This window comes from Tessaracoccus palaemonis, from assembly GCF_019316905.1.
In the GTDB taxonomy this organism is placed as follows: Bacteria; Actinomycetota; Actinomycetes; order Propionibacteriales; family Propionibacteriaceae; genus Arachnia; species Arachnia palaemonis.
Window position 1 is genome coordinate 1421526 of record NZ_CP079216.1, and the last position, 25244, is coordinate 1446769.

A 25244-nucleotide genomic window follows, 5' to 3' on the forward strand; every position below is an offset into this window, starting at 1 on the left:
TATGCCAGAGTGGGCGGCGTGCACACGCTACGCCTCGCCGCAGTCCTGACCGCCGCAGCCGCCTTCGCCCTGGGCGGATGCACGGACGCCAACGAGTCGGCCGGCGCGGTCGCCTCGGAGGGGCTGACGACGTGCAGCTATCCGGGCGACGGCGAGCCGGCGCGGGCTGTCGACCCGCCGGAGACCACGAACGTGCCGGCGACGGGCACCATGGTCGCCACGATCGGGCTCACGGCGGGTGACATCGACGTGACGATGGACCGCGCGACGGCCCCGTGCACGGTGAACTCCTTCGTCTCGCTGGCGGAGCAGGGCTTCTACGACGACACGGTCTGCCACCGGCTCGTCGACACGGGGATCTTCATCCTGCAGTGCGGCGACCCGACGGCCACGGGGACGGGCGGCCCCGGCTACACGATTCCCGACGAGGTGACCGCGGACACCACGTACCCTGCCGGGACGGTCGCGATGGCCAACCGCGGCGCGAAGAACACGGGTGGCTCGCAGTTCTTCCTCGTCTACGCCGACACCGACCTGCCGGCCGACTACACCGTGCTCGGCACCATGGACCAGGCCGGGATCGACGTCGTCGGGTCGATCGCCTCGCAGGGCGTCGACGCCGTGGACCAGACCTCGCCCATCGCGGAGGCGAAGATCACGTCGATCACGCTGGGCTGAGCGGGGCCTCAGAAGACGCGGCCGAGGAAGGCCCGGCAGAGTTCCACGAAGGCCGCGGGCTCGTCGGCGTGCACCCAGTGGCCGGCCCGTTTGAGCGTCACCTGCGTCATGCGGGGGAACAGCTCGCGCATGGGTTCCGTGTGCCCGGGGAGGATGTAGGGGGACTGACCTCCCGCGACCCACAGAACCGGCCCGTCGTACTCGCTCTGGATCGGCGGCCACCCGCCGATCTGGTGCAGCGAGTCGCCGAGCAGGTCGAGGTTCGCGCACCAGAACCAGCTGTCACCCTTGTGACGCAGGTTCTGCAGGAGGAACTGGCGCACCGTCGTATCGGGGATCTGCTCGGTCAGGAGACGGTCGGCCTCCGTGCGGCTCGTCAGGGTGTCCAGGTTCAGCGACCGCAGCGCGCCGACCAGCGAGTCGAACTGCGAGGCCGCATTGTTGCGGGCGGGGGAGATGTCGACGACCATCAGCCGGTCGACGAGCTCGGGGCGGCGCAGCGCGAGCCGCATAGCCACCTTGCCTCCCAGGGAGTGGCCGATGAGGGTCACCGGCATCACGATCACGTCGGAGATCCAGTCGGCCACGATCTCGGCCTGTTCGTCGAGGTCGAACGTGCGGGTCCAGGGGGAGAGGCCGTGGTTGGGCAGGTCGACCAGGTGGCAGGTCGCGAGGTCGCCGAGCGGAGCCGCGACGGTGCCGAAGTTCTTGCCCTGCCCGAAGAGGCCGTGCAGGAACACGACCTCGCGGGAGCCCGAGCCGACGGTGAGCGAGTTCAGCTTCATGCGAGTCCCCAACAGTGCTGGTGCCAGTGCCGGCGCGCCTCCAGGCCGAGGTCGGCGCCGTAGGGCGCGGACTCCGGCCAGGCGACGATGTGGGCCGTGCCCGGCGGGATGTCGTGCCGGCAGCCCGGGCACACGTAGGTCTTGGTTGAGCGGTGCTCCGGCACATCGCGGACGATGAAGGTGGCTCCACGCCGCGCCTCGCGGCGCTGATACCCGCCCGAGAGCAGCGGCCTCGGCGGCCGCGTGTGCTTGGAGGGGCGTCGCCTGGCCATCAGAAGAGCCGGTCCTCGGCGTTGTCGAGGCCTCGCAGGGCGTCGTAGTCCACCAGGCGGCATTCGATGCCCCGGTCGGTGGCCAGCGTGCGGGCCTGCGGCTTGATCTGCTGGGCGGCGAAGATCCCCCGCACGGGTGCCAGGAGAGGGTCGCGGTTCATCAGGTCGAGGTAGCGGGTCAGCTGCTCGACGCCGTCGATCTCGCCGCGTCGTTTCACCTCGACGGCGACCAGCCGACCTGCGTCGTCGCGCAGGAGCAGGTCGACGGGGCCGATGGGCGTCAGGTGCTCGCGGGTGACCAGCTTCAGCCCGTCGCCCAGGGTCGTGGGATGCTCAGCCAGCAGGGCCTGCAGGTGTGCCTCGACGCCATCCTTCTGCAGCCCGGGGTCGATGCCCAGCTCGTGGTCGGAGTCGTGCACGACGTCGGCGAGCAGGATGCGCAGCGTGTCGCCGTCCTTGGACCTGACCTGCCACACCTGCGTGACGCCGTGCTCCGCCACCTCGGGCTCGGGGACGCTCACCTGCATGGTGCAGGGCGGGCTCATCCAGTTCAGGGGCTTGTAGGCCCGGTCGTCCGCGTGCACGGAAACGGAACCGTCGGCCTTCACGAGGATCAGACGGGTGGCCATGGGGAGGTGGGCGGTCAACCGGCCCACGTAGTCAACCTGGCAGCGGGCAATGACCAAACGCACCGTGCCAATCTACCCGAGTCTCAGGAGGCGTCCAACGCGGGCTGCACGATCTCGCGGTAGAGCAGCAGCACGGCCGCCGTGGTGGGGATCGCGATCACGGCCCCGATCACGCCGAAGAGCATGCCGCCGATGATGGCGCACAGCACGACGAGAGCGCCGGGCACCTTCACGGTCCGCCTCATCACCGTCGGATAGAGGAGGTAGGCGTCGAACTGCTGGTAGATCAGGAAGTAGATGATCGTGGCGACGCCGATGGGCGGGTTGACGGCGAAGCCGACGAGCGCGACCGTGACCATCGCCAGCGACGAGCCGACCAGCGGGATGAAGCAGAACATGGCCACGACGAAGCCGAGCGCGAGCGAGTAGGCGCCGAGCCCGGCGATGTTCATGAACACGAAGGCGCACACGGAGGCGACGGTGACGATGACGAACATGCCGGTGATGTAGCCGCTGACTCCTCGGAAGATCTCATCGGCGAGGTACCGTGCCCGTGCCCGCCGGCTCGCGGGGGCCAACGCGTAGATCGTCTCCTTGATCGTCGGCAGCGAGGCCATGAAGTAGATGGTCAGCACGAGCGTGATGATGACCGAGAACACCAGCCCCGCCACCGCGCGGCCCGCGCCAAGAATGCCGCCGAAGAGGTTGTTGAGCAGGTCCCCGGACGTGATGAAGGACTCGATCTTGTCGAAGACCTGGTAGCGCTCCTCGACGGCCTTGAGTTGCGGCTGCTCGGCGAGGTTCTGCAGGAGGCCGGGGAGGTTGCGCGTCAGCGTCGTCGTCTGTTGCGTCAACACCGGCACGAGCGCCGTGAAGCCGAGCGCGATGACGCCGAGCAGCAGCACGGTGACGATGGTGACCGCCAGCCCACGGCGCACCCGGCGGCGCGTGAGGAACTCGACGAGCGGATTCAGTCCCAGGGCCAGGAACAGCGACAGCACGACGAGGATCAGGACGCTCTGGACCGCCAGCACGGCCTGGGCGAGCCCGATGGCGACCAGGACACCCAGCGCCCCGAGAAAGCCGATCACGAAGGGGGCGCGCCGGAACGTGTCCTGGGAGGGAGGATCCGGGGGAACCGGGGCGACGATCTCGATGGGCTGCGGAGCCAGCAGCCCCCTGACCCGCTGGCCGAGCCGGCTGCGCCGGGGCAGGCCGATGCGCCTTCGGCGCGGCGCGGGCTCCTCGGGGGGCTCCGGCTCGGGGAGATCGCTCACTGACGGGAATCGGGCGTGCGGATGACGGTGGTGTCGTCGTCGGAGAACTCCGCGCCGGACTGCTCTGCTAGATCCCGGAGGTTCCCGAGCTGGGCGAGCGCCTGCGAGCGACGGGTCTCCAGCGAGGCGATGTCGCGCTCGAGCTGCTCGCGGCGCCAGGCCAGCTTCTCCTCGAGCTCGTTCTCCGCGTCGCGGGCGCGCTCGCGCATGGTGGTGAGCGTGTCCTCGCTCAGCCGGGTGGCCGAGACGCGGATCTCCTCCGCGGCATGCACGGCCTCGGCGCGGATCGCGGCCGCCTCCTCGCGTGCCTGGGCAGCCCGCGAGGCGGCCTCGGCGGCATCCTGGTCCGCGCGCGCGAGCCGGGCGGCGATGGACTCCTCAGCGGCCTTGGCTGTTGTGGCGGTCTTCGTCGCAGACTCCGTGGCGGCCTGCTCCGCCGCCCGGACGGTCTCGGCGGCCTTGGCCGAGGCCTCCTGCGTCAGGGCGGTGGCCCGCGAGGTGGCGTCCTGCACGACGCGATCGGCCTCGGCACGCGCGCTGGCGAGCAGGGCCTCGGCTCGGGCTCCGGCCGCCTCCTCGATGCTGGTCGCGCGGCTGCGGGCGTCGGCGACGATGAGCTCGCCGTCGCGCCTGGCCGTCTCGAGCGTCGACCTGCCGACCTCCGCCTGCTCCTGGCGGAGCTGGCGCAGGGCGTTGAGCCCGGTGAGCCTGACGTCGTCGGCCTCCTGCTGGGCTGCGGAGCGTAGGGCTGCGGCCGAGCGTCGGCCCTCAGCCTTGATGCGCTCAGCCTCGCGCTTGGCGTGGTCGACGAGGCTCGCAGCCTGTGCCTCCGCGGCCTTCAGCAGCCCGGTGGCGTGGGCGCCCAGCCGGGTGAAGTCGGTGGTGCCCTTCTCCGCCCTGGTGAACTGCAGCTCACGGTTGGCCTCGCGCAGCTGCACACGAAGCTGGCTGACCTTCATCTCGACCTCACGCACGTAGCTGTCGACGGTGTGCTTGTCGTAGCCGAGCATGGCGTGCGGGAAGCTACCCGCCGCCGAGGCGCTCTCGTCGAACAGGTTGAGGCCCGTCTCCTCGGTCTCGAGGTCGCGCTGCGAATCAGTCACCAGTCCAGCTCCTTCAGGGATGAGTCCACCTCCGAGGGTAGTCGGTGGGAACAGTAAAGCCAGAGATAACAGGCGGGGCGCCGCGGCTTTCACCGCGGCGCCCCGTCATGTTCCCGGGAGTCGCCAGACTCAGTGCTCCTCGGTCTCCTTGGGCAGCTCGACCAGCTCGAGCAGGACGCCGCGGGCGTCCTTCGGGTGGACGAAGTTGATGCGCGAGCCCGAGGTGCCGCGGCGGGCCTCCGGGTACAGCAGGCGCATGCCGCGCTCCCTGAGGACGGCGCTGACGTGGTCGAGGTCCGCGACGCGGTAGGCCATCTGCTGGATGCCCTGTCCGTTCTTCGCGAGGAACTTCGCGATGGTGGAGTCCTCGTTCAGCGGTGCGATCAGCTGGATGCGCGCGTTCTCGGCGAGCTGGTCGCCCGTGCCCATCATGGCCTCGGCCACGCCCTGCTCCTCGTTGACCTCGCGGTGCAGCTCGCGCCAGCCGAGGACTTCAGTGTGGAACTTGACGGCTTCGTCGAGGTCCGGGACGGCAAGGCCGACGTGATCAATGCAGATGAAAAGATCCGAATTCTCCATGTATCCAAGCTTCCCACACCGGCGCGTCCACTCGCCGCCGGGGGTGCTCTCAGGCAGAATTGAGCGTCGACACCCTGAGGAGGGCAATCGTGCTCAACTGGATCAAGAAGCTCTTGCTCCTGCTCGTGGCGGCGTTCGTCATCTGGTACCTCGTCACCAGGCCGGAGGCCGCCGCCGAGGCGGTGCGTGCCTTCTTCGGGGCCTTCGAATCCTTCGTCCGCTTCTTCACGACGCTGGCAGGATAAGTCCCGTGGGCGTCCTCGGGCGCTTCCTCGATCCGAACATCGAGGCCCACCTCCTCGATGTCGAGGGGGAGGTGGTCATCGACGAGGTGCGCAAGCACTGGGCGGCCACCATCTGGTGGTACGCCCTGATGCTGCTGAGCATCCCCCTGTTCGTGTCGATGGTCTTCGCCCGCGGACTGTTCTGGGCGCCGATGTTGCTCGGGCTCGCCGCAGTCTCCGTCGGGGCCTGGAAGGTGCACGTCGCCCACATGGACCGGTTCGTCATCACGAACATGCGGGTCTTCCGGGTGCACGGGGTCTTCACCACGCACCTGGCCACCATGCCGATGACCCGGATCCTCGACATCTCGATGATGCGCACGCTGTGGGGACACCTGCTCGGCTACGGCCACTTCGTGTTCGAGTCCGCGGCGCAGGACCAGGGGCTCCGCGACATCCGGTTCGTCGGCGACCCGGAGCGTCGCGACCTGACGATCCAGCGGGTGATCCAGCTGTCGGGCCTCAGGCAGACCATGAAGGTCGAGTCCTGGGTCCGTGACACGTCCTCGCCCGACGGCACCTAGAGGCGCCGCCGGGCACAGGGTCAGGCCAGGGCCCGGTCCACGAGTTCCCTGGCGGCGCTCTGCACCTCGGCCAGGTGGTCGGCGCCCTTCAGGGACTCGGCGTAGATCTTGTACTTGTCCTCGGTGCCGGACGGGCGCGCCGCGAACCAGGCGTTCTCGGTGGTCACCTTGATGCCGCCGATGGCCGCGTCGTTGCCGGGCGCGTGCGACAGGACCGCGGTGATCGGCTCGCCCGCCAGCTCCGTGACGGTGACGTCCGCCGAGCTCAGCCGCGCCAGCCGGGCCTTCTGCGCGCGGTCGGCGTCGGCGTCCACGCGGGCGTAGTAGGAGCGGCCGAACTCGGACTCGAGGTCCGCGTAGTGCTGCGAGGGCGTGCGGCCGGTGACGGCGATGATCTCGCTGGCGAGCAGCGCGAGCAGGATGCCGTCCTTGTCGGTCGTCCAGGTGGAGCCGGCCAGCGTCAGGAACGAGGCGCCCGCCGACTCCTCGCCGCCGAAGCCGATGGACCCGTCGCTGAGCCCCGGCACGAACCACTTGAAGCCGACGGGCACCTCGGCCCGGCGCCGCCCCAGCTTGGCCGCGACCTTGTCGATCAGCGAGCTGGAGACCAGCGTCTTGCCCACGCCGGCCTCGGGCGACCAGCCGGGGCGGTGCGAGAACAGGTAGTTGATCGCCACCGCCAGGTAGGCGTTGGGGTTCATCAGGCCGGCGTCGGGGGTCACGATGCCGTGCCGGTCGGAGTCCGCGTCGTTGCCGGTGGCCACCGTGTAGCGGTCCCTCTGCTGGACGAGAGACGCCATGGCGTCGGGGGAGCTGCAGTCCATGCGGATCTTGCCGTCGGTGTCGAGCGTCATGAACCGCCAGGTGGGGTCGACCGTCGGGTTGACGACCTCGATCGGGAGCCCCTGCTCTGCTAGGAACTGCCAGTACTGCACCGAGGCGCCGCCGAGCGGATCCGCGCCGTGGACCAGCCCGGACGCCTTGATCGCGTCGAGGTTCAGCACCTGCGACAGCTCATTGCAGTACGGCGTGCGGTAGTCGTAGCGGGTGATCTCGGAGGCGGCCCGCTCGTACGGCGTGCGGCGGATGGAGCGGTAGTCGCCGAGCAGCTCGTTGGCGCGGGCGGCGATCACCTTCGTCGCGTCGGTGTCGGCCGGTCCGCCGTTCGGCGGGTTGTACTTGAAGCCGCCGTCGCGCGGGGGGTTGTGGGACGGGGTGACGACGATGCCGTCGGCGCGGGGACCGGCGCCGAGGTTGTGTCGGATGATGGCCCGCGACACGGCCGGGGTGGGCGTGTACTCGTCGTCACGCTCGGCGAGCACCTCGACGCCGTGCGCGTGCAGCACCTCGATCGCCGTCTTCCAGGCCGGGTAGCTCAGCGCGTGGGTGTCCTTGCCGATGAACAGCGGGCCTGTGGTGTTCTGCGCCGCGCGGTACTCGACGATCGCCTGGGTGGTGGCGGCGATGTGCGCCTCGTTGAAGGCGGTGTCCAGCGAAGAGCCGCGGTGGCCGGAGGTGCCGAAGGTGACCTGCTGGTCCGGGTTGGCGGGATCGGGGACGCGATCGTAGTAGGCGGCGATGACCTCGTCGACGTCGATCAGATCGGATTCCTGAGCCGGAAGCCCGGCGCGCTCATGTGCCATGCAGCAATCCTAGTGGCGCCCTTCCTCGCGCGGGAAGGTAACGGCCCGTGCTTGAAGGGTGCCGACGCGGCGGCCAGAATAGGGACCATGACGCAAGCCAACTTCTCACGTCCCGGGGCCGTCGACCTTTCCACGCTCTCCACCGCCGCGGGGCAGCACTCCGGCGCCAACTACGTGATGCCGCTGACGGAGGCCGAGTTCCAGGCAGTCGCGGCGCGCTCGATGCAGCATCCCGTGCTCGTCGAGTTCCACTCGTCGCGTGACCAGGCGGGGCAGGCCACGTCGGCCGCGCTCGCGGAGCTGGTCAACGCGGCCGACGGCCGCTTCCTGCTCGGCCGCGTCGACGTCGACGCGGAGCCGCGCCTGGCCCAGGGATTCGGGGTGCAGGCCGTCCCGACGGTCGTCGCCGTCATCGGGGGCCAGCTGGCGCCGCTGTTCCAGGGCACCAAGACCCGCGAGGAGATCGCCCAGGTGCTGGACCAGGTCGCGCAGGTGGCCGTCGGGAACGGCCTGACAGGGCGGGCGACGCCGGTCGACGGCCCGGCCGGGCCCGAGGGCGAAGCTGCTCCGGTGGCAGACCCGCGCTTCGCGAAGGCGGATGCGGCCCTCGAGGCCGGCGACTTTGCGGCGGCGCTGGCGGAGTTCGACACGCTGCTGGCCCAGACCCCGCACGACGCCGAGGTCATCGCGGGCCGGGCGCAGGCGGCGCTCCTGAACCGCAGCCTTGGCTTCGACGCGCAGGGCATCGTCGAGAAGGCCGCCGCCGGGCCGGGCGACGTGCCCGCGCAGCTCGACGCCGCCGACCTCGAGGTCATCAACGGCCGCTACGAGGAGGCCTTCGACCGGCTGCTCGGGCTGGCGGCCGAGGTCGGCCCCGACGAGAAGGACACCATCAGGGTCCGCCTGCTGGAGCTGTTCGAGGTGGTCGGGCGCACGGAGCAGGTCGTGCTCAAGGCACGCCGCCGACTCGCGACCGTCCTTTTCTGACGTTCCTCGTCCCTGCTCAGCAACGCCTATCCGCTGGTCACCTCACTGCCGCACATGGAATTGTGGCTGTCCAGGACATTGCGACACCTTCCGGCGTGATCTGTACCACCACGGGATCCCCATTCGCGCCGTCAGCACACGCCAGACGCGCCTCCGAGACCGAGTCAGACCAGACCGGGCCTGCCGTATTCCATGGGTCGCCGCGAAAATCTGCTGCGATGCCCATCAGCAGTACCGCAGCGAGGAGGTAGGTCACCAACCGATTTCCCAGCGCCCAGGCGGCAAGGATCAGGGCTGGTGTCACGAGTAGGGCAAATGGCACGGAGTATCGAGATGGTTCAGCCGGCGTCCACCAGTCGGTGATCGCGATCGCCTGCATGTCGGCGAAGAAAAGCGTGCCCATGAGGAGCGCGCCGCCTGCAACACACAGCGTCACTATCGCTGGTCTGGCCTTCTGCGCATTGCCCGACCTGCGAGTCACAGCAATGATGAGCAGCGCGAGCGGGACCATGGCCACCACACAGGCCCCCGCCACGCCGGAGATACGAATCAGGATCTGCGACCCGGTCACCCCGAACGCCGTGACATCCAATCCCCTAACGAGTACCTGTACCAGTGCCTCCAGCAGGTTGTTCTGCAGCGCGCCGTCTGAGTCGATGGCTCGCTCGGAGGCGTTCATGGAAAAGAACTGAATGGCAGCGCCAACGCCATACGTGAGGCTCGGCACCCGTTCCCACCAGCCGCAGGCCCGCACCAATTGCCAGATGGCGAGGGGAGCGACGATCAGGCCGAGGGGATCGGTCATCACACACAGCGCGGCCACGACCGCAGCCGTGATTGTCACAGCCTTCCTGCGATAGCTCGTCAGTAGGATGATGACGAGGATGGCGTCGCAGAACCAGCGCAGGTTCGTGACATTTCCCAACACCTCATGTTGACCGGCAGGGATGAAAATGAACACAGATGCGCAGGCCAGACCCCAGCGCCATGACTGTGTCAGCTTGGTGAAGAACGGCCATGCGAGCCACATGAATCCCATCCGGATGAGAGCCATGCTGACCGCGATTCCCCAGCTGGCCAGCTGCAGTGGAAGGGCCATCACCACGATTCCAACGACAAGCCGGGCCATCACGTGCAGGTATCCGGAATAGGGCTCGAGCATCGCCATCCACCCTCGAGCGAGGAAGTCGCTCAGGAAAATGGTGCCGTCCTCTTTGTGGAGATGCAATGCAACCTGGCCCGTCAGCCTCGGCACGAGGAGGAAGATGAATCCGATCAATGAAACTGCCGCGGCATAGAAATGGGGGGGAGACGCTCCTAGCCTGTGCCTGGGGAGGGTGCTCAGATGCATGCGACAAGTTTCTCATGGAGTGAATCGCTGATTCCTCCGGCCCGTCAGTTGAGCCCGCTGGCACCGTGCACCCAACGCCGATGTGGCCGTCCTGACTCGCGAGAGTGAGGCTGCTCATTCTCACCGGCCAGCCTCCCGAGTGGTCGGACGCCGCAGCCGCTCGGCTAGGTTCCCACCGGGTAGCCGGCCTCCGAATAGCCCCGGCCGCCTTCCAGCAGCCAGGTGATGCGTCGGAAGGACAGCTCCGTGACGAACTCGCCGATCTCATGGGGCGCCACCCAGTGCACGTCTCGGATCTCGTGGTCGGAGGCGGCGATGGTCGCGACCGTCACGGCGTCGAGGACCCCGCCGTCGAAGATGAACTCCACCGCGTCGGACCAGCCGAGGTACGGCGGCATCCAGTCCGCGATGAGCGGCTGGCCGAGCGCGACCTCGAGGCCGAGCTCCTCCTCGACCTCCCGCTCGGCGCCGGCCCTGGGCGACTCGCCCCGCTCCACGACGCCGCCAGGCAGCTCCCAGTCCTGTTTGTACGTGGTCTCCAGGAGCAGCACTCGGCCCTCCTCGTCGCGGAACAGCACGTGCGCGATGAGGCGCTTGGTGGGCAGGATCGAGTCGAGCATGCCGGAGAACCCGTGCTCGCCGTAGACGGTGTCGACCGCCAGCCGGGAGTAGACGAGCACATCCCGGAAGACGCCCGGTTCCGGCTCGATGGCTGACCTCAGCCGCCCCTCGAGCCGGAACCCGCAGCGGTGCAACGCCGTGCGCGCGGTAGCGTCCCAGTCGGGCAACTCCACCTGCAGGCGCCTCAGGTCGTGGGCAATGATCGCGTCGTCCGCGGCGAGCGACACCGCTCGCTGTAGGGTCTCGGCGTCGACGCTCTGCTGCTCCCAGCGGAGCCGACCGACACCGTCGGCGATGTCCACCTCGACCTTGAAGTCGCTCACTGCGCGTCGCTTCGCCTGAGCCAGATGGAGCCGAGCGGGGGGACAGTGACGTTCGCGCGGGCCGGGAAGTGGCCCCACGGCTGCTCGACGGCGGTGACCTCGCCGAGGTTGCCGTACTCGCCGGCGCCGTCGTAGATCGGCGCGTCCGTGTTGAGGATCTCCTCCCAGGCGCCGGCCAGCGGCAGCCCGATCTCGTAGTCGCGCAACGGCTCGGGGGAGAAGTTCGTCACGCAGGCGACGTGGTTGCCCTCGCCGTCGTGACGGACCCACGACAAGGTGTTGTGAGAGTTGTCGTCTGCGTTGATCCAGCTGAAGCCCGCCGGGTCGCTGTCAAGGCGGTACAGCGCGGGCGATGAACGGTAGATCATGTTCAGGTCGCGGAACAGGCGCTGCAGACCGCCGTGGCCCCACAGCTCCGAGACCCACCACTCCAGCGAGACGGACTCATTGAACTCCGGACGCTGGCCGAACTCGCAGCCCATGAAGACGAGCTGCTTGCCGGGGAAGCTCCACATGAAGGAGTAGTAGGCGCGCAGCGTGGCGAACTTACGCCAGTCGTCCTGAGGGACCTTGTTGATCATGGAGCCCTTGCCGTGCACAACCTCGTCGTGGCTGATCGGCAGCACGAAGTTCTCCGAGTAGGCATAGACCATGGCGAACGTCAGCAGGTTGTGATCGTACTGGCGGTAGATCGGGTCGAGCTGCAGATAGCGCAGCGTGTCGTTCATCCAGCCCATGTTCCACTTGAAACCGAAGCCGAGGCCGCCCTCATGCACCGGCCTGGTGACGCCCGGGAAGCTGGTGGACTCCTCGGCGATCATCAGGACGCCGGGCTCGCGCTCGTAGAGATGGCGGTTGACGTAGCGCAGGAAGTCGATCGCCTCGAGGTTCTCGCGGCCACCGAACTCGTTCGGCACCCACTCTCCCTCGTTGCGCGAGTAGTCGAGGTACAGCATCGAGGCGACCGCGTCGACGCGCAGGCCGTCGATGTGGAACTCCTTGATCCAGTACAGCGCATTGCTGACCAGGAAGGACTTCACCTCGTTGCGCCCGTAGTTGAAGATGTAGGTGCCCCAGTCCACGTGCTCGCCCTGACGGGGGTCGGCGTGCTCGTACAGGGCGGTGCCGTCGAAGCGGCCCAGCGCCCACTCGTCCTTCGGGAAGTGTCCCGGCACCCAGTCCATGATGACGCCGATGCCGGCCTGGTGGAGCTTGTCGATCAGGTGGCGCAGGTCGTCCGGCTTGCCGAAGCGCGACGTGGGCGAGAAGTAGCCCGTGACCTGGTAGCCCCAGCTGGGCTCGAACGGGTGCTCGGCCACGGGCATCAGTTCGACGTGCGTGTAGCCCTGCCACTTGATGTAGCTGACGAGCTCCTCCGCGAGGTCGAGGTAGCTCTTGTTGCGTCGCCAGCCGCCGAGGTGCAGCTCGTAGATGCTCATCGCCTCGCGGTGCGCCTGCGCCTCGCGGCGTCGCGCCATCCACTCGTCGTCGCTCCACGCGTAGCGGGACTCGTAGACGATGGAGGCATTGGTCGGGGCCTGCTCACTGAAGCGGGCCATCGGGTCGACCTTCTCGATCCACGTGCCGTCGGCGGTCTCGATCCGGAACTTGTAGAGAGTCTCCTCGCCGAGGCCCTCGATGAACGTGGCCCACACTCCGCTGCCCGGGACCAGCCGCATGGGGTCGCCTGTCCACCAGTTGAAGTCGCCGATCACCTGGACCGACTTCGCGTTGGGGGCCCACACGGCGAACCGGACGCCCGTCACCTCGCCGCGCTCATCGTCGGGGACGGCGACGACGTGGCTGCCGAGCCTTCGCCAGACCTCCGTGTCCCCGCCGCCGTGGAAACCTTCGAGGTCCCATCCGGTCAGTCCGCCGAACTGGTCGTGCGCCATCATGAGCTCCTTTGTGGAAGTGCTGCCAGAAAATCTATCGGCACCCGCACCAGGTGTGGGCGGAATCGTGACTCGTAGGACACTTCGTATCCGGCCTTGTCCGTCTCGTACGCGGCGAGCACCGGATCGGGGCGGGCCGGGTCGAGGCCGTAGCCGGTGAGGAACGCGTCGCGGGCGGCGGTGAGCCACCCGTCGGGTGCCTCCTCCATGACCGAGGCGTAGCGCAGGGAACGGAGCATGCCTGCCACGTCGCGCAGCGGGGAGTCGGGGAGCCGTCGATCGGCCATCGGTCTGAGGGGCTCTCCCTCGAAGTCGACGTAGACCCAGCGCCCCTGAGTGAGCAGCACCTGCCCGAGGTGACAGTCGCCGTGGATCCGCTGCGCCGGCAGGTCGCCCGGGGGGACGGCGTCGAAAACAGCTGCCGCCGCGTCCGCGAAGGGACCCACAGCCGGCTGCTGTCCGACGACGTCGGCGAAGCGTGCGCGGAAGGCCGCCGCGAGCTCCGCACCCGACAGCGTGCCCGTACCGAGGCGTTCGGCAAGGGCCTCGTGCAGCCGGGCAAGGGCGGCGCCCGCGGCGCGGGCGTGGTCGGAGAAGTCCGCCCGGGCGGCGGCGTGGCGACGCGCCAGCTCGAAGCCGTCTGTCGGGTCCTGCAGGCACTCGAGGAACACGGCGAGGTCGGTGTCGCCGACGCTCCACGTGCCGTAGAGCTCTGCGACGGTACCGGTCCCGGCGAGCGCGCGGTGCAACTCGACGTCGACATTGCGTCCCGGCTCGAGGCGCCGGAAGACCTTGGCGAGCAGGGTCGTGCCGAAGAACACGGTCGTGTTCGACTGCTCGCCGGAGAACCGGCGGGCGCCAAGCCCCTCCGGGATCTGCCGGAATGCCTCGAAGCCGGGAGCGCCGGCGCGGAGCGCGTCCAGCAGTAACCCCGCCTCGTCGCACGCGTCGACGAAGCTGCCGTCAGGGTCGATGCGCAGCGGAATGAGGAACCGGTCCACGCGGCCGTCGGGATAGGAGACGAGGAGGACCGCCGGGCGCAGACCCGGGCCGGGACCGGGACGCACGACCCAGTCTCCGAGTTCGACCCCCGCGGGAGTGCCGGCGCGGCCTGAGAACCAGCGCTGCGTCGAGGCAAGCTCGAACAGGGCGGTGGTCAGGTCGTCGTGGTTCACTCCGCGGTCACATGCAGGACGTGTGCGGGACGACCGGGGTAGAGGCGGACGAATGCCTCCTCACCCCAGGTGTAGCGCTCCTGGTTCAGCTCGTCGAAGACGGCCACCTGACGTGCACCGGGAAGCCCCAGTGCGGCGAAGTCCAGGTTCAGGCTCGACTCGACGGTGTTGTCCGGGTCCAGCGAGCACACCACGAGCACGACGTCGTCGCCGTCCGACTTGGAGAACGCGATGACCTTGTCATGCGGGGCGTGATGGAAGTGCACGTCGCGGAGCTGCTGCAGCGCCGGGTGGGCCTCCCGGAGGCGGTTCAGCGTCCCCATCAGCACGTTGAGGTTCGGCTCGGCGTCGTAGTCGCGCGGCCGGTACTCGTATTTCTCGGAGTTGAGGTACTCCTCCTTGCCGGGTGCCAGCGCTTCGTGCTCGAACAGCTCGAAGCCGGAGTAGACGCCCCACGTCGGCGACATGGTCGCGGCGAGGATCGCGCGGATCGCGAAGGCGGCGGGATTGCCGGACTGCAGGAAGAAGGGGTTGATGTCGGGCGTGTTGACGAAGAAGTTCGGCCTGTAATGCGAGGCCATCTCGCCGCTGAGTTCCGTCAGATACTCCGTCAGCTCCCACTTGAGGTTGCGCCAGGTGAAGTAGGTGTAGCTCTGCTGGAAGCCGACGGTGCCGAGCGCCGACATCATCTGCGGCTTCGTGAAGGCCTCCGCCAGGAAGATGATCTCCGGGTTGGTCTCGTGGACGCGCTGGAGAAGCCAGTCCCAGAACTCGACCGGCTTGGTGTGCGGGTTGTCGACGCGGAAGATGGTCACGCCACGGTCGATCCAGAACCGGACGATCCGCAGCACTTCGTGGTAGATCCCGACGGGGTCGTTGTCGAAGTTGATGGGGTAGATGTCCTGGTACTTCTTGGGCGGGTTCTCCGCGTAGGCGATCGTGCCGTCGAGGCGCGTGGTGAACCACTCGGGGTGCTCACCGACCCAGGGGTGGTCGGGTGAGGCCTGCAGCGCGAGGTCGAGCGCCACCTCCAGCCCCAGCGAGCGTGCCTTCGAGACGAACTCGTCGAAGTCGTCGAAGTCGCCGAGATCAGGGTGGATCGCGTCGTGGCCGCCCTCGGGCGAGCCGATGGCCCACGGGGAGCCCGGGTCCTGCGGCGAGGGGGTCAGCGAGTTGTTCTTCCCCTTGCGGAAGGCGGAGCCGATCGGGTGGATCGGGGGCAGGTAGACGATGTGGAAGCCCATGGCGGCTGCCGCCTCGAGGCGCTCATGCGACGAGGCGAAGGTGCCGGAGTGCCACTGGCCGTCGTCGCCCTGCGTGGCGCCCTGCGAGCGGGGGAAGAACTCGTACCAGGACGAGTAGAGGGCACGCCGGCGCTCGACGCGGATGGGGTAGTCGGGGGTCGGGGAGACCAGCTCGCGAGGTCCGAAGCGCGCCATCGCGCGTCGGATGGGCGCTGAGGTGATCAGCTCGAGCAGCTCGCTCACGTCGGCCTCGGGCGTGACGGACTCGGCCGTGCCGCGCAGCAGGTGGGCGGCGCCGGGGGCCCGCAGCGTCTCGGCCTGCGCCGCGGCGCGCTCGAGCAGGTCGCGCCCCTCCATGCAGACGAGGTCGACGTCCACGGCGGCGGGGAGCTTCTTTGTCGCGTTGTACGTCCAGGTGCCCCAGGGGTCGCTCCAGCCCTCGACGCGGTAGGTCCAGTCGCCCTCGGCGGCCATCCGGACATGGGCCTGCCAGACGTCGAGGCCGAGGGGCTCCACCTGGACCATGTCGATGCGGCGCTGAGTGCCGCCGGGGGCCGTCAGGATGACCGACGCGTTGACAGCGTCGTGCCCCTCGCGGAAGACATGGGCCTGGATGAGAAGACGCTCGTGCACGACCGCCTTGACCGGGTACGCGCCGCCCTGCAGCACAGGGCTGACACCGGTGACGGGAATGCGCCCGAGGCCGCCCTCGGTACGGATGATTCGCTGGCGTGCGGCGCGGGCCGGAAACTCGTCTGTCACGCTGCACAGCCTAGCCAATGGACCCGCTCGTTACGCTCCGGGTCCAGACGCGTGTCTATGTGACGTGTTCAGCCCCTCTCGGTTCTCGCCTCCCCCTCCCAGGTCAGGAGCTGCAGCGAGCTGGTCGGCACCTCGGCGCGCATCACCGCGACGGTGCGGCCGGGCAGCGTGAGCCTCGCACCGGCGGGCAGCAGGCCCTCGGGCAGTTCGCCGTCGCCCCCGCTGTGCCACACCACGCGGTAGCTGCGGCCCCAGGGCAGTTCCGGCAGCCGGATCCGGGCGTCGCCGGCGCCGGAGTTGAACCAGGTGAGGAACGCCTCGTGCTCGTTCGACACGTACATGCCGAGCAGTCGGCGGGATCCGTCGTGCCAGTCGATCTCGGTCATCTGGCCGCCCTTGCCGTTCATCCACGTCATGTCGACCCGGTGAAGGTTCTCGCCCTGGGGGCTGAGGATCTCGTTGTGGTAGGCGAAGTCGGTCGGCTGGAAGACGCTGTAGGCCTGGCGGATGGCGATCAGGGAACGGACCTTGTCGTGAACGCCGCGCCACTGGGGGCTGATGTTCCAGTCGACCCAGCTGATGGGCGAGTCCTGGCAGTACGCGTTGTTGTTGCCCTGCTGGGTGCGCCCGAACTCGTCGCCGGCGGTCAGCATGGGCGTGCCGATGGCGAGCAACTGCGTGGCCATGAGATTCAGCACCTGGCGGCGGCGGATCGCGTTGATCTCCTCGTCGGAGGTCTCCCCCTCCCAGCCGTGGTTCCAGGAGCGGTTGTTGTCGGTCCCGTCGCGGTTCGACTCGGCGTTGGCGAGGTTGTGTTTCACGTCGTAGCTGACAAGGTCGCGCATCGTGAACCCGTCGTGGGCCGTGATGAAGTTGATGCTCGACTGCGGGCAGCGGCCGGGGGCGTCGAACAGGTCGGGGGAACCGGCGAGCCGGGTGGCCAGCTCCTGCACGCCGTGGATGGCGCCGCGCCAGTAGTCGCGCACCAGGTCACGGAAGCGGTCGTTCCACTCGTGCCAGCCGGCTCCCCACGCGCCGACCTGGTACCCGAACGGCCCGATGTCCCATGGCTCGGCGATGATCTTGATGTCGTCGAACGTCGGGTCGGCGGCGATGAGTCGCTTGAGGGCATGGTGGTGGTCGACGTGGTGTTTCCTGTTGCGCACCAGCGTCGTGGCCAGGTCGAACCGGAAACCGTCGACGCCCATCTCGGTGACCCAGTACCGCATGGAGTCGAGCACCATCGCGCGCACCATCGGCGTGGAGGTGTTGACGGAGTTCCCGCAGCCGGTGACGTCATAGTCGTCGCGCCCGTTGTCCGTGAGGCGGTAATAGGCGGCGTCGTCGATTCCGCGCATGGACAGCGTCGGTCCGTCCGAGCCGCCCTCTGCGGTGTGGTTGTAGACCACGTCGAGGATGACCTCGATGCCGGCCTCATGCAGGGCCGAGACCATCTGCTTGAACTCGGCGACCTGGCGTCCGACGGTGCCGCGCGTCGCGTAGAGCGCATGCGGAGCGAAGAAGCCGAGCGTGTTGTAACCCCAGTAGTTGCGCAGGCCCTTCTCCGCGATGAAGGGTTCCGAGACGAAGTGGTGAAGCGGCAGGAACTCGACGGCTGTGATGCCGAGGTCGACGAGGTAGTCGATCACGCTCGGGTGCCCCATGCCGAGGTAGGTGCCACGCAGCTCGTGGGGAACCTCGGGGTGCAGCTTCGTGAAGCCCCGCAGGTGGGTCTCGTAGATGATCGTCTGGGACAGAGCCCTGCGCTGGGCCACGGGTGTCGGTGCCGGTGTGTCGGCGACGACGACCGACAGGGGCACCGAGCCCAGCGAGTCCAGCGTCGACATGGTCCGTGGGTGCCCCGGAACGTGGTCGCGGATGGGGCCGCGGAAGTCGACGCCGCCGCTGATGGCGCGGGCATAGGGGTCGAGCAGCAGCTGGTGCGGGTTGAAGCGGTTACCTCCGCCCGGATTCCAGGTGCCGAACACCCGGTACCCGTAGAGCTGCTCCGCGCCGACGCCTGGCACCTCGACGGTCCAGACGCCGTGCTCGTCGACCTCCATCGGGACCCTGCGCTCCTGGTTGCGGGAGTCGACGAGGGCCAGCTCCACCCGGGCGGCGCGCGGCGCCCAGAGACCGAAGCGCGTTCCGGTCCCGGTGATCGTGGCGCCCAGCGCGTCGGTCGCGGGGAGCGGGGCAGGAGTCATCAGGCGGCTTTCTGTCCGATGGTGTCGGCAACCAATACTGTCATTTCCGACGATGTGAACGTTAACCCGGCCACGACGGTCGCGTCGGATAGGTTGCGCACATGTCCGTGTTCCTCGATCATGCCGCGACGTCGCCCCTGCGTCCCGAGGCACTGGAGGCCTTCGTCCTGGCGTCGGGGATCGTCGGCAATGCCTCGTCACTGCACCGGTCGGGCCAGCGGGCCCGGGCCACACTGGAGGAGGCCCGCGAGGAGCTGGCGGCCGCGGTCGGCGCGCACCCGAGCGAGGTCATCTTCACCTCGGGAGGGTCCGAGGCGGACACCATCGCGGTCCTGGGAGGCTGGGCGGCCCGCCGCGACGCCGGATTCCGCCGCTGCCTGGTCTCGGCCGTTGAACACCCTGCCGTCGCGGACGCCGTGGCGCGCGGGGCCGAGGTGCTGCCCGTCGACGGTGGCGGGCTCGTCGACCTCGGTCGCGCGGCGACGCTGGTCGACGCGTCGGTCGGGCTGGTCAGCGTGCAGTGGGTCAACAACGAGACCGGCGTCGTGCAGCCGCTCGCCGCCGTCCGCTCGCTGGCGCCGGACGCCTGGCTGCACAGCGACGCCGTGCAGGCGCTGGGCCACGTGCCGGTCGACTTCACCGCGAGCGGGCTCGACCTGATGAGCCTCAGCGCCCACAAGGTCGGCGGGCCCGTCGGGATCGGCGCGCTGCTCGCCCGCAGGGAGACGACGCCCGCGGCGGTCGGTCTCGGCGGGGGACAGGAGCGCGGAGTGCGGTCCGGCACGAGCGCCGTCGCCCTGGCCGTGGCCTTCGCACGCGCGGCGAGCCTCGCCGCCGACGAACTCAGCACCGAGGGTCCCCGGCTCGCGGAGTTGAGTAGCCGCATCGCCGCGCTCGTGGTCGGGCTCGGGGCGCGGCTCAACAGCCGCGCCGACGGCGCGCCGCACATCGTGAACGCCACGTTCGACGGCGTCCGCGCCGACGACGTGCTGTTCCTGCTCGACCAGCTCGGGGTGGACGCCTCCGTCGGGTCCGCGTGCCGCGCGGGGGTGCACCAGCCGAGCGAGGTGCTGCTCGCGATGGGTCGCAGCCTCGAGGACGCGACGAGCTCGCTGCGCTTCTCGCTCGGCCACACCTCGACCGTCGCCGACGTCGAAGCCCTGGAGGTCGCGCTGCCGCAGGCGCTGGATCGGGCGCGCGGGGCCTTCGGGCGCGGCGCGTAGACTGGTGCGCCGGATCCAGGGTCAGGAGGCGCGGATGAGGGTGCTGGTGGCGATGTCGGGCGGGGTCGACTCCGCCGTCGCGGCGGCCAGGCTCGTGGCCGAGGGCCACGACGTCACGGGCGTGCACCTGGCGCTCTCGAAGAATCCCGCCTCCTACCGCTCGGGCGCGCGCGGCTGCTGCTCCCTCGAGGACTCCCACGACGCCCGCCGCGTCGCCGACAAGCTCGACATCCCGTTCTACGTGTGGGATTTCGCCGAGGAGTTCCACGAGGCCGTCGTCGAGAACTTCATCGACGAGTACCGCGCCGGCCGGACCCCCAACCCCTGCCTGAGGTGCAACGAGAAGATCAAGTTCGCCGCGGTCCTCGACCGGGGCATCGCGCTCGGGTTCGACGCCGTGGCCACGGGCCACTACGCCGACCTCCGCCGGTCCGCCGACGGCGTCGTCACGCTGCACCGCGCCGCCGACGCCGCCAAGGACCAGTCCTACGTGCTCGGCATGCTGACGCAGGCACAGCTGTCGCGGTGCCTGTTCCCGCTGTTCGACGTCGAGAAGCCGGTTGTCCGGGAGGAGGCCCGCGCCCTCGGGTTCGGGGTGGCGAAGAAGCCGGACAGCCACGACATCTGCTTCATCGCGGACGGGGACACGCAGGGGTTCCTGTCCCGTCACCTCGACGACGCCCCCGGCGAGATCGTCGACAGCGCGGGGACCGTGCTGGGCGTCCACGCCGGGACGCACAACTACACCGTCGGCCAGCGCAAGGGGCTCGACCTGCGGGTGCCGGCCCCGTCGGGGGAACCGCGCTACGTGCTGAGCATCGAGCCCGCCAGCCGCACCGTCGTGGTGGGGTCGCGGGGGGAGCTGGCCGTGGACACGCTGACCGGCATCCGTGTCACGTGGACGGGGGACCCGGTCCTCGGGCCGTGGCGCGGTCAGGCGCAGTACCGAGCGCACGGCGTGCCTCAGGACGCCACCATCGAGGCGACCGGCGACGGGCTCGTCGTGGCCCTCGACGCGCCGGCCTCAGGTGTCGCGCCCGGCCAGAGCGTCGTGCTCTACGACGGCGACCGGGTCGTCGGCAGCGCCGTGATCGCCGAGGCCCGCTGATGCGCGTCACCGCGGCCGGGTCCCTGCCCGGCGACGACTTCCGCGGCGCGCTGGCGGCCATGTCCGAGGCGCTGCCCGACGTGCTGCCGCTGCCCGAGCTGCCGGCGCGCGGCGTCGGATCCGACATGATCGGGCGCACGCTCGCCATGGTCGACGGCCTCGAGTTCGACCTGCAGCCCGCCGGCTGGCGGCTGGCCGCGCACGGCGACGCCGCGTACCGCCGGGCCCGCGGCGGGTGGCGCCGTGACCTGGACGACGCCGAGGAGCTGCTGCAGGACTTTGACGGCGTGCTCAAGGTGGCGCTGACGGGCCCATGGACGCTGGCCTCGGGCGTCGAGCGGCCAGCCGGGGACCGGCTGCTGGCCGACCACGGCGCACGCCGCGAACTCGCCCAGGCGCTGGCCGAGGCCGCGGCCGTGCTGCGCGCCGACCTGGCCCGCCGCCTTCCTCGGGCGACGGTGTGGGTGCAGGTCGATGAGCCCGGGCTGATCGCGGTCGGGTCGGGGGCGGTGCCGACCGCCAGCGGCTTCTCGCGGCACCGCAGCGTCGACGAGGCCGAGCTCGTCGAGGCGCTGCGGCCCCTCGGCGGGGAGACCTCCCTGCTGCACTGCTGCGCGCCCGGACGCTGGCTCGGCGTGGCCAGCCGGGCGCGCTTCCACGGGGTTGCCGTCGACGCCGCCCTCGTCGACCTCGACGAGCTGGCCCAGTGGTGCGACGAGCGTCGCCGGCTCGTTCTCGGGGTGGTCGACACCGCATCCCGTACCCGGCAGGGCGTCGACGAACTCGTGCGGACCGCGCTGCGCATCCTGAGGCAGGTCGGCACCGAGGTGTACGACGACCTGCTGCTCGGCACGGCCTGCGGGCTCGCAGGCTGGCGTCTCGGCGACGTCGTGCCGCAGCTGGACGCCCTGACCCGCGCGGCCGCGCTGGTCGAGGAGTCGCTGGCGCGCGGCTGACCCGCCGGCTGCGCCTAGACTGGCGCCGTGCGCGTCTTCTCCGATCTGAATCTCGACGGCGACAACCCCGTGCGTGCCCACGCGAACCGTGGCACCTGGGGGCCGACGGGCGTGCCCACCACCAGGTGGAAGAAGGTCCAGCGGATCCTCATCCCGATCGTCACCGTCGCGATCGCCATCGGCCTGTTCTTCCTCGGCCGCATGTTCTACCTCATTCTGACCGGCGCGTAAGGGCCCAGGTCGGTTCGCCCTAAGATGGTCCCGGCCGCGACAGCGGCCGACTGGACAACCTAGGAGCAGCGCTGTGGGTCTCACCGCCGCCGACGTGGCTCGACTGGGCGCCTTGGCACGCATCCAGCTCTCCGAGCAGGAATGCGCCGAACTCGCCCCCGAGCTGGACGTCATCTTGGAATCGATCCGACGGGTCTCGGAGGTCGCGACGCCTGACGTGCCGATGGCGACGCACGCGATCACGATGACCAACGTCTTCCGCGACGACGTGGTGCGGGACTCGATGACGGCCGAGCAGGCGCTCTCCGGCGCCCCCGACGACGAGGACGGGCGCTTCCGCGTCCCTCAGATCCTGGGCGAGGAGTGAGCATGGACGACCTGATCCGCCTGAGCGTGGCAGAGCTCGGCCGCCGCATGGCAGCCGGCGAGCTCACCTCCGAGGAGCTGACCCGCGCCTGCCTGGCCCGCATCGAGGCGCTGAACCCGACGCTGAACGTTTTCCTGCACGTCGATGCGGAGGGGGCGCTCGCCGCCGCCCGCGCCGTCGACGCCCGGCGTGCCGCCGGCGAGGAGCTCGGCCCGCTGGCCGGCGTGCCGATCGGCGTCAAGGACAACTACTGCACCACCGACATGCCGACGACGTGCGGCTCGCGGATGCTGCAGGGCTGGGTTCCGCCGTATGACGCCACCGTCGTGAAGCGGCTGCGCGAGGCGGGGCTGGTCATCGTCGGCAAGACGAACATGGACGAGTTCGCCATGGGGTCGTCGACCGAGACGTCGTTCTACGGCCCGACCCGCAACCCGTGGGACACCGACCGGATCCCCGGCGGCTCCGGTGGCGGGTCCGCGGCTGCGGTCGCGTCCTTCATGGTGCCCCTGGCCGTCGGCTCCGACACGGGCGGCTCCATCCGTCAGCCAGGTGCGGTCACGGGCACCGTCGGCGTGAAGCCCACCTACGGCGGCGTCTCCCGCTATGGACTGGTGGCGATGGCCTCGAGCCTCGACCAGCCCGGCCCCTGCACGCGCAGCACCGAGGATGCCGCGCTGCTGCAGGCCGTCATCGGCGGCTACGACTTCCACGACTCCGCGTCGCTGGACGTGCCCGTGCCCGACCTGGTCGCCGCCGCGCAGGCCGACGACCTGTCGGGCGTGCGGATCGGCGTCGTCACGGAGTTCCAGGGCGAGGGCTACGAGCCGGGCGTCCTGGAGCGCTTCGCCGAGGCCGTCGAGCTGCTGCGCGCGGCCGGCGCCGAGATCTTCGAGGTCAGCTGCCCCGCGTTCACCTACGCGCTGCCCGCGTACTACCTGATCCAGCCCGCCGAACTGAGCTCCAACCTCGCTCGCTTCGACGGCATGCGCTACGGGCTGCGGGCAGGCGACGACGGCACCCACTCGGCCGAGCAGGTCATGAACCTGTCCCGCGAGGAGGGCTTCGGCCGCGAGGCCAAGCGCCGCATCATCATCGGCACATACGCGCTGTCGGCCGGCTACTACGACGCCTACTACGGCTCGGCGCAGAAGGTCCGCACGCTCATCCAGGCCGACTTCACGAAGGCCTTCGAGACGGTCGACGTGCTGATCTCGCCCACCACTCCGACCGTGGCGTTCCGGATCGGGGAGCGCATGAGCGACCCGATGAGCATGTACCTCGCGGATCTCTGCACGATCCCGTCGAACATGGCCGGCAACGCGTCCGCGTCGTTCCCCTGCGGGCTGAGCGACGGGCTCCCCGTCGGGCTGCAGGTGATGGCGCCCCCGATGGCCGACGAGCGGCTCTACCGCGTCGGCGGCGTGCTGGAGCGGGCGCTCGAGTCGGCCTGGGGCCACCCCCTGCTCAACGAGCTTCCCACCATCGACACCCAGGCGGTGACCGCATGAGCGAGCTGGCCGACTACGACGACCTGCTGACCCGCTACGAGCCCGCGCTCGGGCTCGAGGTGCACGTCGAGCTGAACACCGCCACCAAGATGTTCTGCGGCTGCGCCAACGAGTTCGGCGGCGAGCCGAACACCCACACCTGCCCGGTCTGCCTAGGGCTCCCCGGCTCGCTGCCCGTCATCAACGGCAAGGCGGTCGAGTCCGCCATCCGGATCGGGCTGGCGCTGAACTGCTCCATCGCGTCCTGGTGTCGCATGGCCCGGAAGAACTACTTCTATCCGGACATGACGAAGAACTTCCAGACCTCGCAGTACGACGAGCCGATCGCGTTCGACGGCTACGTTGACCTCGATGTGGACGGCGAGACCTACCGCGTCGAGGTCGAGCGCGCCCACATGGAGGAGGACGCGGGCAAGGCGACGCACGTCGGCGGCTCGGGTCGCATCACGGGCGCCGACTACTCGCTCATCGACTACAACCGTGCCGGCGTGCCGCTGATCGAGATCGTCACCAAGCCGATCCTCGGCACCGGCGACAAGGCGCCGCAGGTGGCCCGTGCCTACGTCGCGCACCTGCGCGAGCTCGTGAAGGCACTGGGCGTGTCCGACGCCCGCATGGAGCAGGGGTCGCTGCGCTGTGACGCGAACATCTCGCTGGCGCCCATCGGGGCCGACAGGCTCGGGACCCGCACAGAGACCAAGAACGTCAACTCGCTGCGCTCTGTCGAGACGGCCATCTCCTACGAGATGACCCGCCAGGCCGCCATCCTCGACGACGGCGGCCGCATCAAGCAGGAGACCCGGCACTTCCACGAGGCGGACGGCACCACGTCGCCCGGACGCTCGAAGGAGGAGGCCGAGGACTACCGCTACTTCGCGGAGCCCGACCTGATGCCCATCGCCCCGAGCGCCGAGTGGGTCGAGGAGCTGCGCGCCACCCTGCCGGAGCCGCCCGCCGAGCGCCGCCGCAGACTGCAGGCCGCCTGGGGGTTCAGCGACATCGACTTCGGCGCGATCGTGAACTCCGGCGCCCTCACGCTGGTCGAGGAGACCGTGGCGGCGGGCGCCACGCCCGCCGCGGCCCGGAAATGGTGGGTCACGGAACTGGCCCGCCGCGCCAACGAGGCCGGCGTCGAGATCGACGCGCTCGACATCACCCCGGCGCAGGTCGCGGGCGTCCAGGCGCTCGTCGACGAGGGCAGGGTCAACGACAAGCTGGCCCGCCAGGTCATCGACGGCGTGCTCGCCGGCGAGGGCGAACCCGCCGAGGTCGTGGAGAAGCGGGGGCTTGCCGTCGTCTCCGACACGGGAGCGCTGAGCGCCGCGGTGGACGACGTGATCGCGAAGAACCCTGACGTCGCGGCCAAGATCCGTGACGGCAAGGTCGCCGCGGCCGGCGCCCTGATCGGTCAGGTCATGAAGGCCATGCGCGGTCAGGCCGACGCGGCCAGGGTCCGCGAGCTGATCCTGGAGAAGCTCGCGTAGTCCCGGCCATCTCGGGTCGCTGAGC

At 69.6% G+C, this 25244-nt stretch carries 24 protein-coding genes; 11 read left to right on the plus strand and 13 right to left on the minus strand.

Annotated elements, in window-relative coordinates:
* The first annotated feature begins 18 nt into the window (after window positions 1-18).
* A complete protein-coding gene (locus tag KDB89_RS06395) occupies window positions 19-678 on the plus strand; it encodes a peptidylprolyl isomerase (RefSeq protein ID WP_255556306.1) in 660 nt (219 codons plus the stop codon).
* Between the two features lie 8 nt (window positions 679-686).
* Here the strand turns inward: KDB89_RS06395 and KDB89_RS06400 are convergent, their stop codons facing one another.
* From KDB89_RS06400 to mce, 6 genes are all read right to left on the minus strand, one after another.
* Window positions 687-1463, minus strand: a complete 777-nt coding sequence (locus tag KDB89_RS06400) for an alpha/beta fold hydrolase (RefSeq protein ID WP_219084000.1) — start codon at window positions 1461-1463, stop codon at window positions 687-689.
* On the minus strand, window positions 1460-1735 hold the full coding sequence (locus KDB89_RS06405; RefSeq protein ID WP_219084001.1) for an Rv1322 family protein: 276 nt from the start codon (window positions 1733-1735) through the stop codon (window positions 1460-1462). Before KDB89_RS06405 ends, KDB89_RS06400 begins: the two co-directional genes overlap by 4 nt.
* On the minus strand, window positions 1735-2436 hold the full coding sequence (nucS, locus tag KDB89_RS06410; RefSeq protein ID WP_439654882.1) for an endonuclease NucS: 702 nt from the start codon (window positions 2434-2436) through the stop codon (window positions 1735-1737). The genes KDB89_RS06405 and nucS overlap by 1 nt, the downstream gene beginning before the upstream one ends.
* 11 nt (window positions 2437-2447) lie before the next feature.
* On the minus strand, window positions 2448-3641 hold the full coding sequence (locus KDB89_RS06415; protein WP_219084003.1) for an AI-2E family transporter: 1194 nt from the start codon (window positions 3639-3641) through the stop codon (window positions 2448-2450).
* Window positions 3638-4744: a coiled-coil domain-containing protein gene (locus KDB89_RS06420; protein WP_219084004.1), complete on the minus strand. Its 1107-nt coding sequence runs from the start codon at window positions 4742-4744 to the stop codon at window positions 3638-3640. The genes KDB89_RS06415 and KDB89_RS06420 overlap by 4 nt, the downstream gene beginning before the upstream one ends.
* Window positions 4745-4873: 129 nt before the next feature.
* A complete protein-coding gene (gene mce, locus KDB89_RS06425; protein ID WP_219084005.1) occupies window positions 4874-5323 on the minus strand; it encodes a methylmalonyl-CoA epimerase in 450 nt (149 codons plus the stop codon).
* An 89-nt stretch (window positions 5324-5412) separates the two neighbouring features.
* Here mce and KDB89_RS06430 point away from each other — a divergent pair, with 89 nt between their 5' ends.
* Together KDB89_RS06430 and KDB89_RS06435 are read left to right on the plus strand one after the other, a co-directional pair.
* Entirely contained in the window at window positions 5413-5568 is a 156-nt protein-coding gene (locus tag KDB89_RS06430; RefSeq protein ID WP_219084006.1) for a hypothetical protein, read from the plus strand.
* A 5-nt stretch (window positions 5569-5573) separates the two neighbouring features.
* Window positions 5574-6131, plus strand: a complete 558-nt coding sequence (locus tag KDB89_RS06435) for a PH domain-containing protein (protein ID WP_219084007.1) — start codon at window positions 5574-5576, stop codon at window positions 6129-6131.
* Window positions 6132-6151: 20 nt separating this feature from the next.
* Here KDB89_RS06435 and pgm read toward each other — a convergent pair whose 3' ends face one another.
* Window positions 6152-7774, minus strand: a complete 1623-nt coding sequence (gene pgm / locus KDB89_RS06440) for a phosphoglucomutase (alpha-D-glucose-1,6-bisphosphate-dependent) (protein ID WP_219084008.1) — start codon at window positions 7772-7774, stop codon at window positions 6152-6154.
* An 87-nt stretch (window positions 7775-7861) separates the two neighbouring features.
* On the opposite strand from pgm, the gene KDB89_RS06445 reads away from it, so the two are divergent.
* Window positions 7862-8761 (plus strand): tetratricopeptide repeat protein, encoded by a 900-nt coding sequence (locus tag KDB89_RS06445; RefSeq protein WP_219084009.1) that lies wholly within the window; start codon window positions 7862-7864, stop codon window positions 8759-8761.
* 37 nt (window positions 8762-8798) lie between these two features.
* Here KDB89_RS06445 and KDB89_RS06450 read toward each other — a convergent pair whose 3' ends face one another.
* The 6 genes from KDB89_RS06450 to glgX form a co-directional block, all read right to left on the minus strand.
* Window positions 8799-10112 carry a hypothetical protein gene (locus KDB89_RS06450; protein ID WP_219084010.1) on the minus strand — a complete coding sequence of 438 codons (1314 nt, stop codon included), beginning with the start codon at window positions 10110-10112 and terminating at the stop codon, window positions 8799-8801.
* Between the two features lie 164 nt (window positions 10113-10276).
* The gene (locus tag KDB89_RS14715) at window positions 10277-11056 is read right to left on the minus strand and encodes an NUDIX hydrolase (protein WP_304650876.1); all 780 of its coding nucleotides are present in this window, start codon (window positions 11054-11056) and stop codon (window positions 10277-10279) included.
* Complete coding sequence (glgB, locus tag KDB89_RS06460; RefSeq protein ID WP_219084011.1) at window positions 11053-12951, minus strand: 1,4-alpha-glucan branching protein GlgB; 1899 nt, start codon at window positions 12949-12951, stop codon at window positions 11053-11055. The genes KDB89_RS14715 and glgB overlap by 4 nt, the downstream gene beginning before the upstream one ends.
* Window positions 12951-14126, minus strand: a complete 1176-nt coding sequence (locus tag KDB89_RS06465) for a phosphotransferase (protein ID WP_219084012.1) — start codon at window positions 14124-14126, stop codon at window positions 12951-12953. The genes glgB and KDB89_RS06465 overlap by 1 nt, the downstream gene beginning before the upstream one ends.
* Window positions 14123-16132 (minus strand): alpha-1,4-glucan--maltose-1-phosphate maltosyltransferase, encoded by a 2010-nt coding sequence (locus KDB89_RS06470; protein WP_304650877.1) that lies wholly within the window; start codon window positions 16130-16132, stop codon window positions 14123-14125. Before KDB89_RS06470 ends, KDB89_RS06465 begins: the two co-directional genes overlap by 4 nt.
* A 68-nt stretch (window positions 16133-16200) precedes the next feature.
* On the minus strand, window positions 16201-18339 hold the full coding sequence (gene glgX, locus KDB89_RS06475; RefSeq protein WP_219084013.1) for a glycogen debranching protein GlgX: 2139 nt from the start codon (window positions 18337-18339) through the stop codon (window positions 16201-16203).
* A 101-nt stretch (window positions 18340-18440) separates the two neighbouring features.
* On the opposite strand from glgX, the gene KDB89_RS06480 reads away from it, so the two are divergent.
* The 7 genes from KDB89_RS06480 to gatB all read left to right on the plus strand — a co-directional run bounded on the left by KDB89_RS06480 (window position 18441) and on the right by gatB (window position 25219).
* Window positions 18441-19562 (plus strand): cysteine desulfurase family protein, encoded by a 1122-nt coding sequence (locus KDB89_RS06480; protein WP_219084014.1) that lies wholly within the window; start codon window positions 18441-18443, stop codon window positions 19560-19562.
* A gap of 34 nt (window positions 19563-19596) precedes the next feature.
* Window positions 19597-20670 (plus strand): tRNA 2-thiouridine(34) synthase MnmA, encoded by a 1074-nt coding sequence (gene mnmA, locus KDB89_RS06485; protein WP_219084015.1) that lies wholly within the window; start codon window positions 19597-19599, stop codon window positions 20668-20670.
* Window positions 20670-21626 carry a uroporphyrinogen decarboxylase/cobalamine-independent methonine synthase family protein gene (locus KDB89_RS06490; protein ID WP_219084016.1) on the plus strand — a complete coding sequence of 319 codons (957 nt, stop codon included), beginning with the start codon at window positions 20670-20672 and terminating at the stop codon, window positions 21624-21626. Before mnmA ends, KDB89_RS06490 begins: the two co-directional genes overlap by 1 nt.
* Before the next feature lie 27 nt (window positions 21627-21653).
* Complete coding sequence (locus tag KDB89_RS06495) at window positions 21654-21857, plus strand: hypothetical protein (protein ID WP_219084017.1); 204 nt, start codon at window positions 21654-21656, stop codon at window positions 21855-21857.
* Between the two features lie 73 nt (window positions 21858-21930).
* Window positions 21931-22224 (plus strand): Asp-tRNA(Asn)/Glu-tRNA(Gln) amidotransferase subunit GatC, encoded by a 294-nt coding sequence (gene gatC, locus KDB89_RS06500; protein ID WP_219084018.1) that lies wholly within the window; start codon window positions 21931-21933, stop codon window positions 22222-22224.
* 2 nt (window positions 22225-22226) lie between these two features.
* A complete protein-coding gene (gene gatA / locus KDB89_RS06505; protein WP_219084019.1) occupies window positions 22227-23735 on the plus strand; it encodes an Asp-tRNA(Asn)/Glu-tRNA(Gln) amidotransferase subunit GatA in 1509 nt (502 codons plus the stop codon).
* A complete protein-coding gene (gatB, locus tag KDB89_RS06510) occupies window positions 23732-25219 on the plus strand; it encodes an Asp-tRNA(Asn)/Glu-tRNA(Gln) amidotransferase subunit GatB (protein ID WP_219084020.1) in 1488 nt (495 codons plus the stop codon). The genes gatA and gatB overlap by 4 nt, the downstream gene beginning before the upstream one ends.
* The last annotated feature ends 25 nt before the right edge of the window (window positions 25220-25244 follow it).

Bases quoted from the DNA above. Each gene is read 5' to 3' on its own strand.
- pgm (WP_219084008.1), bottom strand. From the start codon at position 7,774: ATGGCACATGAGCGCGCCGGGCTTCCGGCTCAGGAATCCGATCTGATC.
- glgB (WP_219084011.1), bottom strand. From the start codon at position 12,951: ATGGCGCACGACCAGTTCGGCGGACTGACCGGATGGGACCTCGAAGGT.
- KDB89_RS06445 (WP_219084009.1), top strand. From the start codon at position 7,862: ATGACGCAAGCCAACTTCTCACGTCCCGGGGCCGTCGACCTTTCCACG.
- KDB89_RS06450 (WP_219084010.1), bottom strand. From the start codon at position 10,112: ATGCATCTGAGCACCCTCCCCAGGCACAGGCTAGGAGCGTCTCCCCCC.
- gatB (WP_219084020.1), top strand. From the start codon at position 23,732: ATGAGCGAGCTGGCCGACTACGACGACCTGCTGACCCGCTACGAGCCC.
- mce (WP_219084005.1), bottom strand. From the start codon at position 5,323: ATGGAGAATTCGGATCTTTTCATCTGCATTGATCACGTCGGCCTTGCC.
- KDB89_RS06400 (WP_219084000.1), bottom strand. From the start codon at position 1,463: ATGAAGCTGAACTCGCTCACCGTCGGCTCGGGCTCCCGCGAGGTCGTG.
- KDB89_RS06480 (WP_219084014.1), top strand. From the start codon at position 18,441: ATGTCCGTGTTCCTCGATCATGCCGCGACGTCGCCCCTGCGTCCCGAG.
- mnmA (WP_219084015.1), top strand. From the start codon at position 19,597: ATGAGGGTGCTGGTGGCGATGTCGGGCGGGGTCGACTCCGCCGTCGCG.
- gatA (WP_219084019.1), top strand. From the start codon at position 22,227: ATGGACGACCTGATCCGCCTGAGCGTGGCAGAGCTCGGCCGCCGCATG.
- KDB89_RS06405 (WP_219084001.1), bottom strand. From the start codon at position 1,735: ATGGCCAGGCGACGCCCCTCCAAGCACACGCGGCCGCCGAGGCCGCTG.
- glgX (WP_219084013.1), bottom strand. From the start codon at position 18,339: ATGACTCCTGCCCCGCTCCCCGCGACCGACGCGCTGGGCGCCACGATC.
- KDB89_RS06490 (WP_219084016.1), top strand. From the start codon at position 20,670: ATGCGCGTCACCGCGGCCGGGTCCCTGCCCGGCGACGACTTCCGCGGC.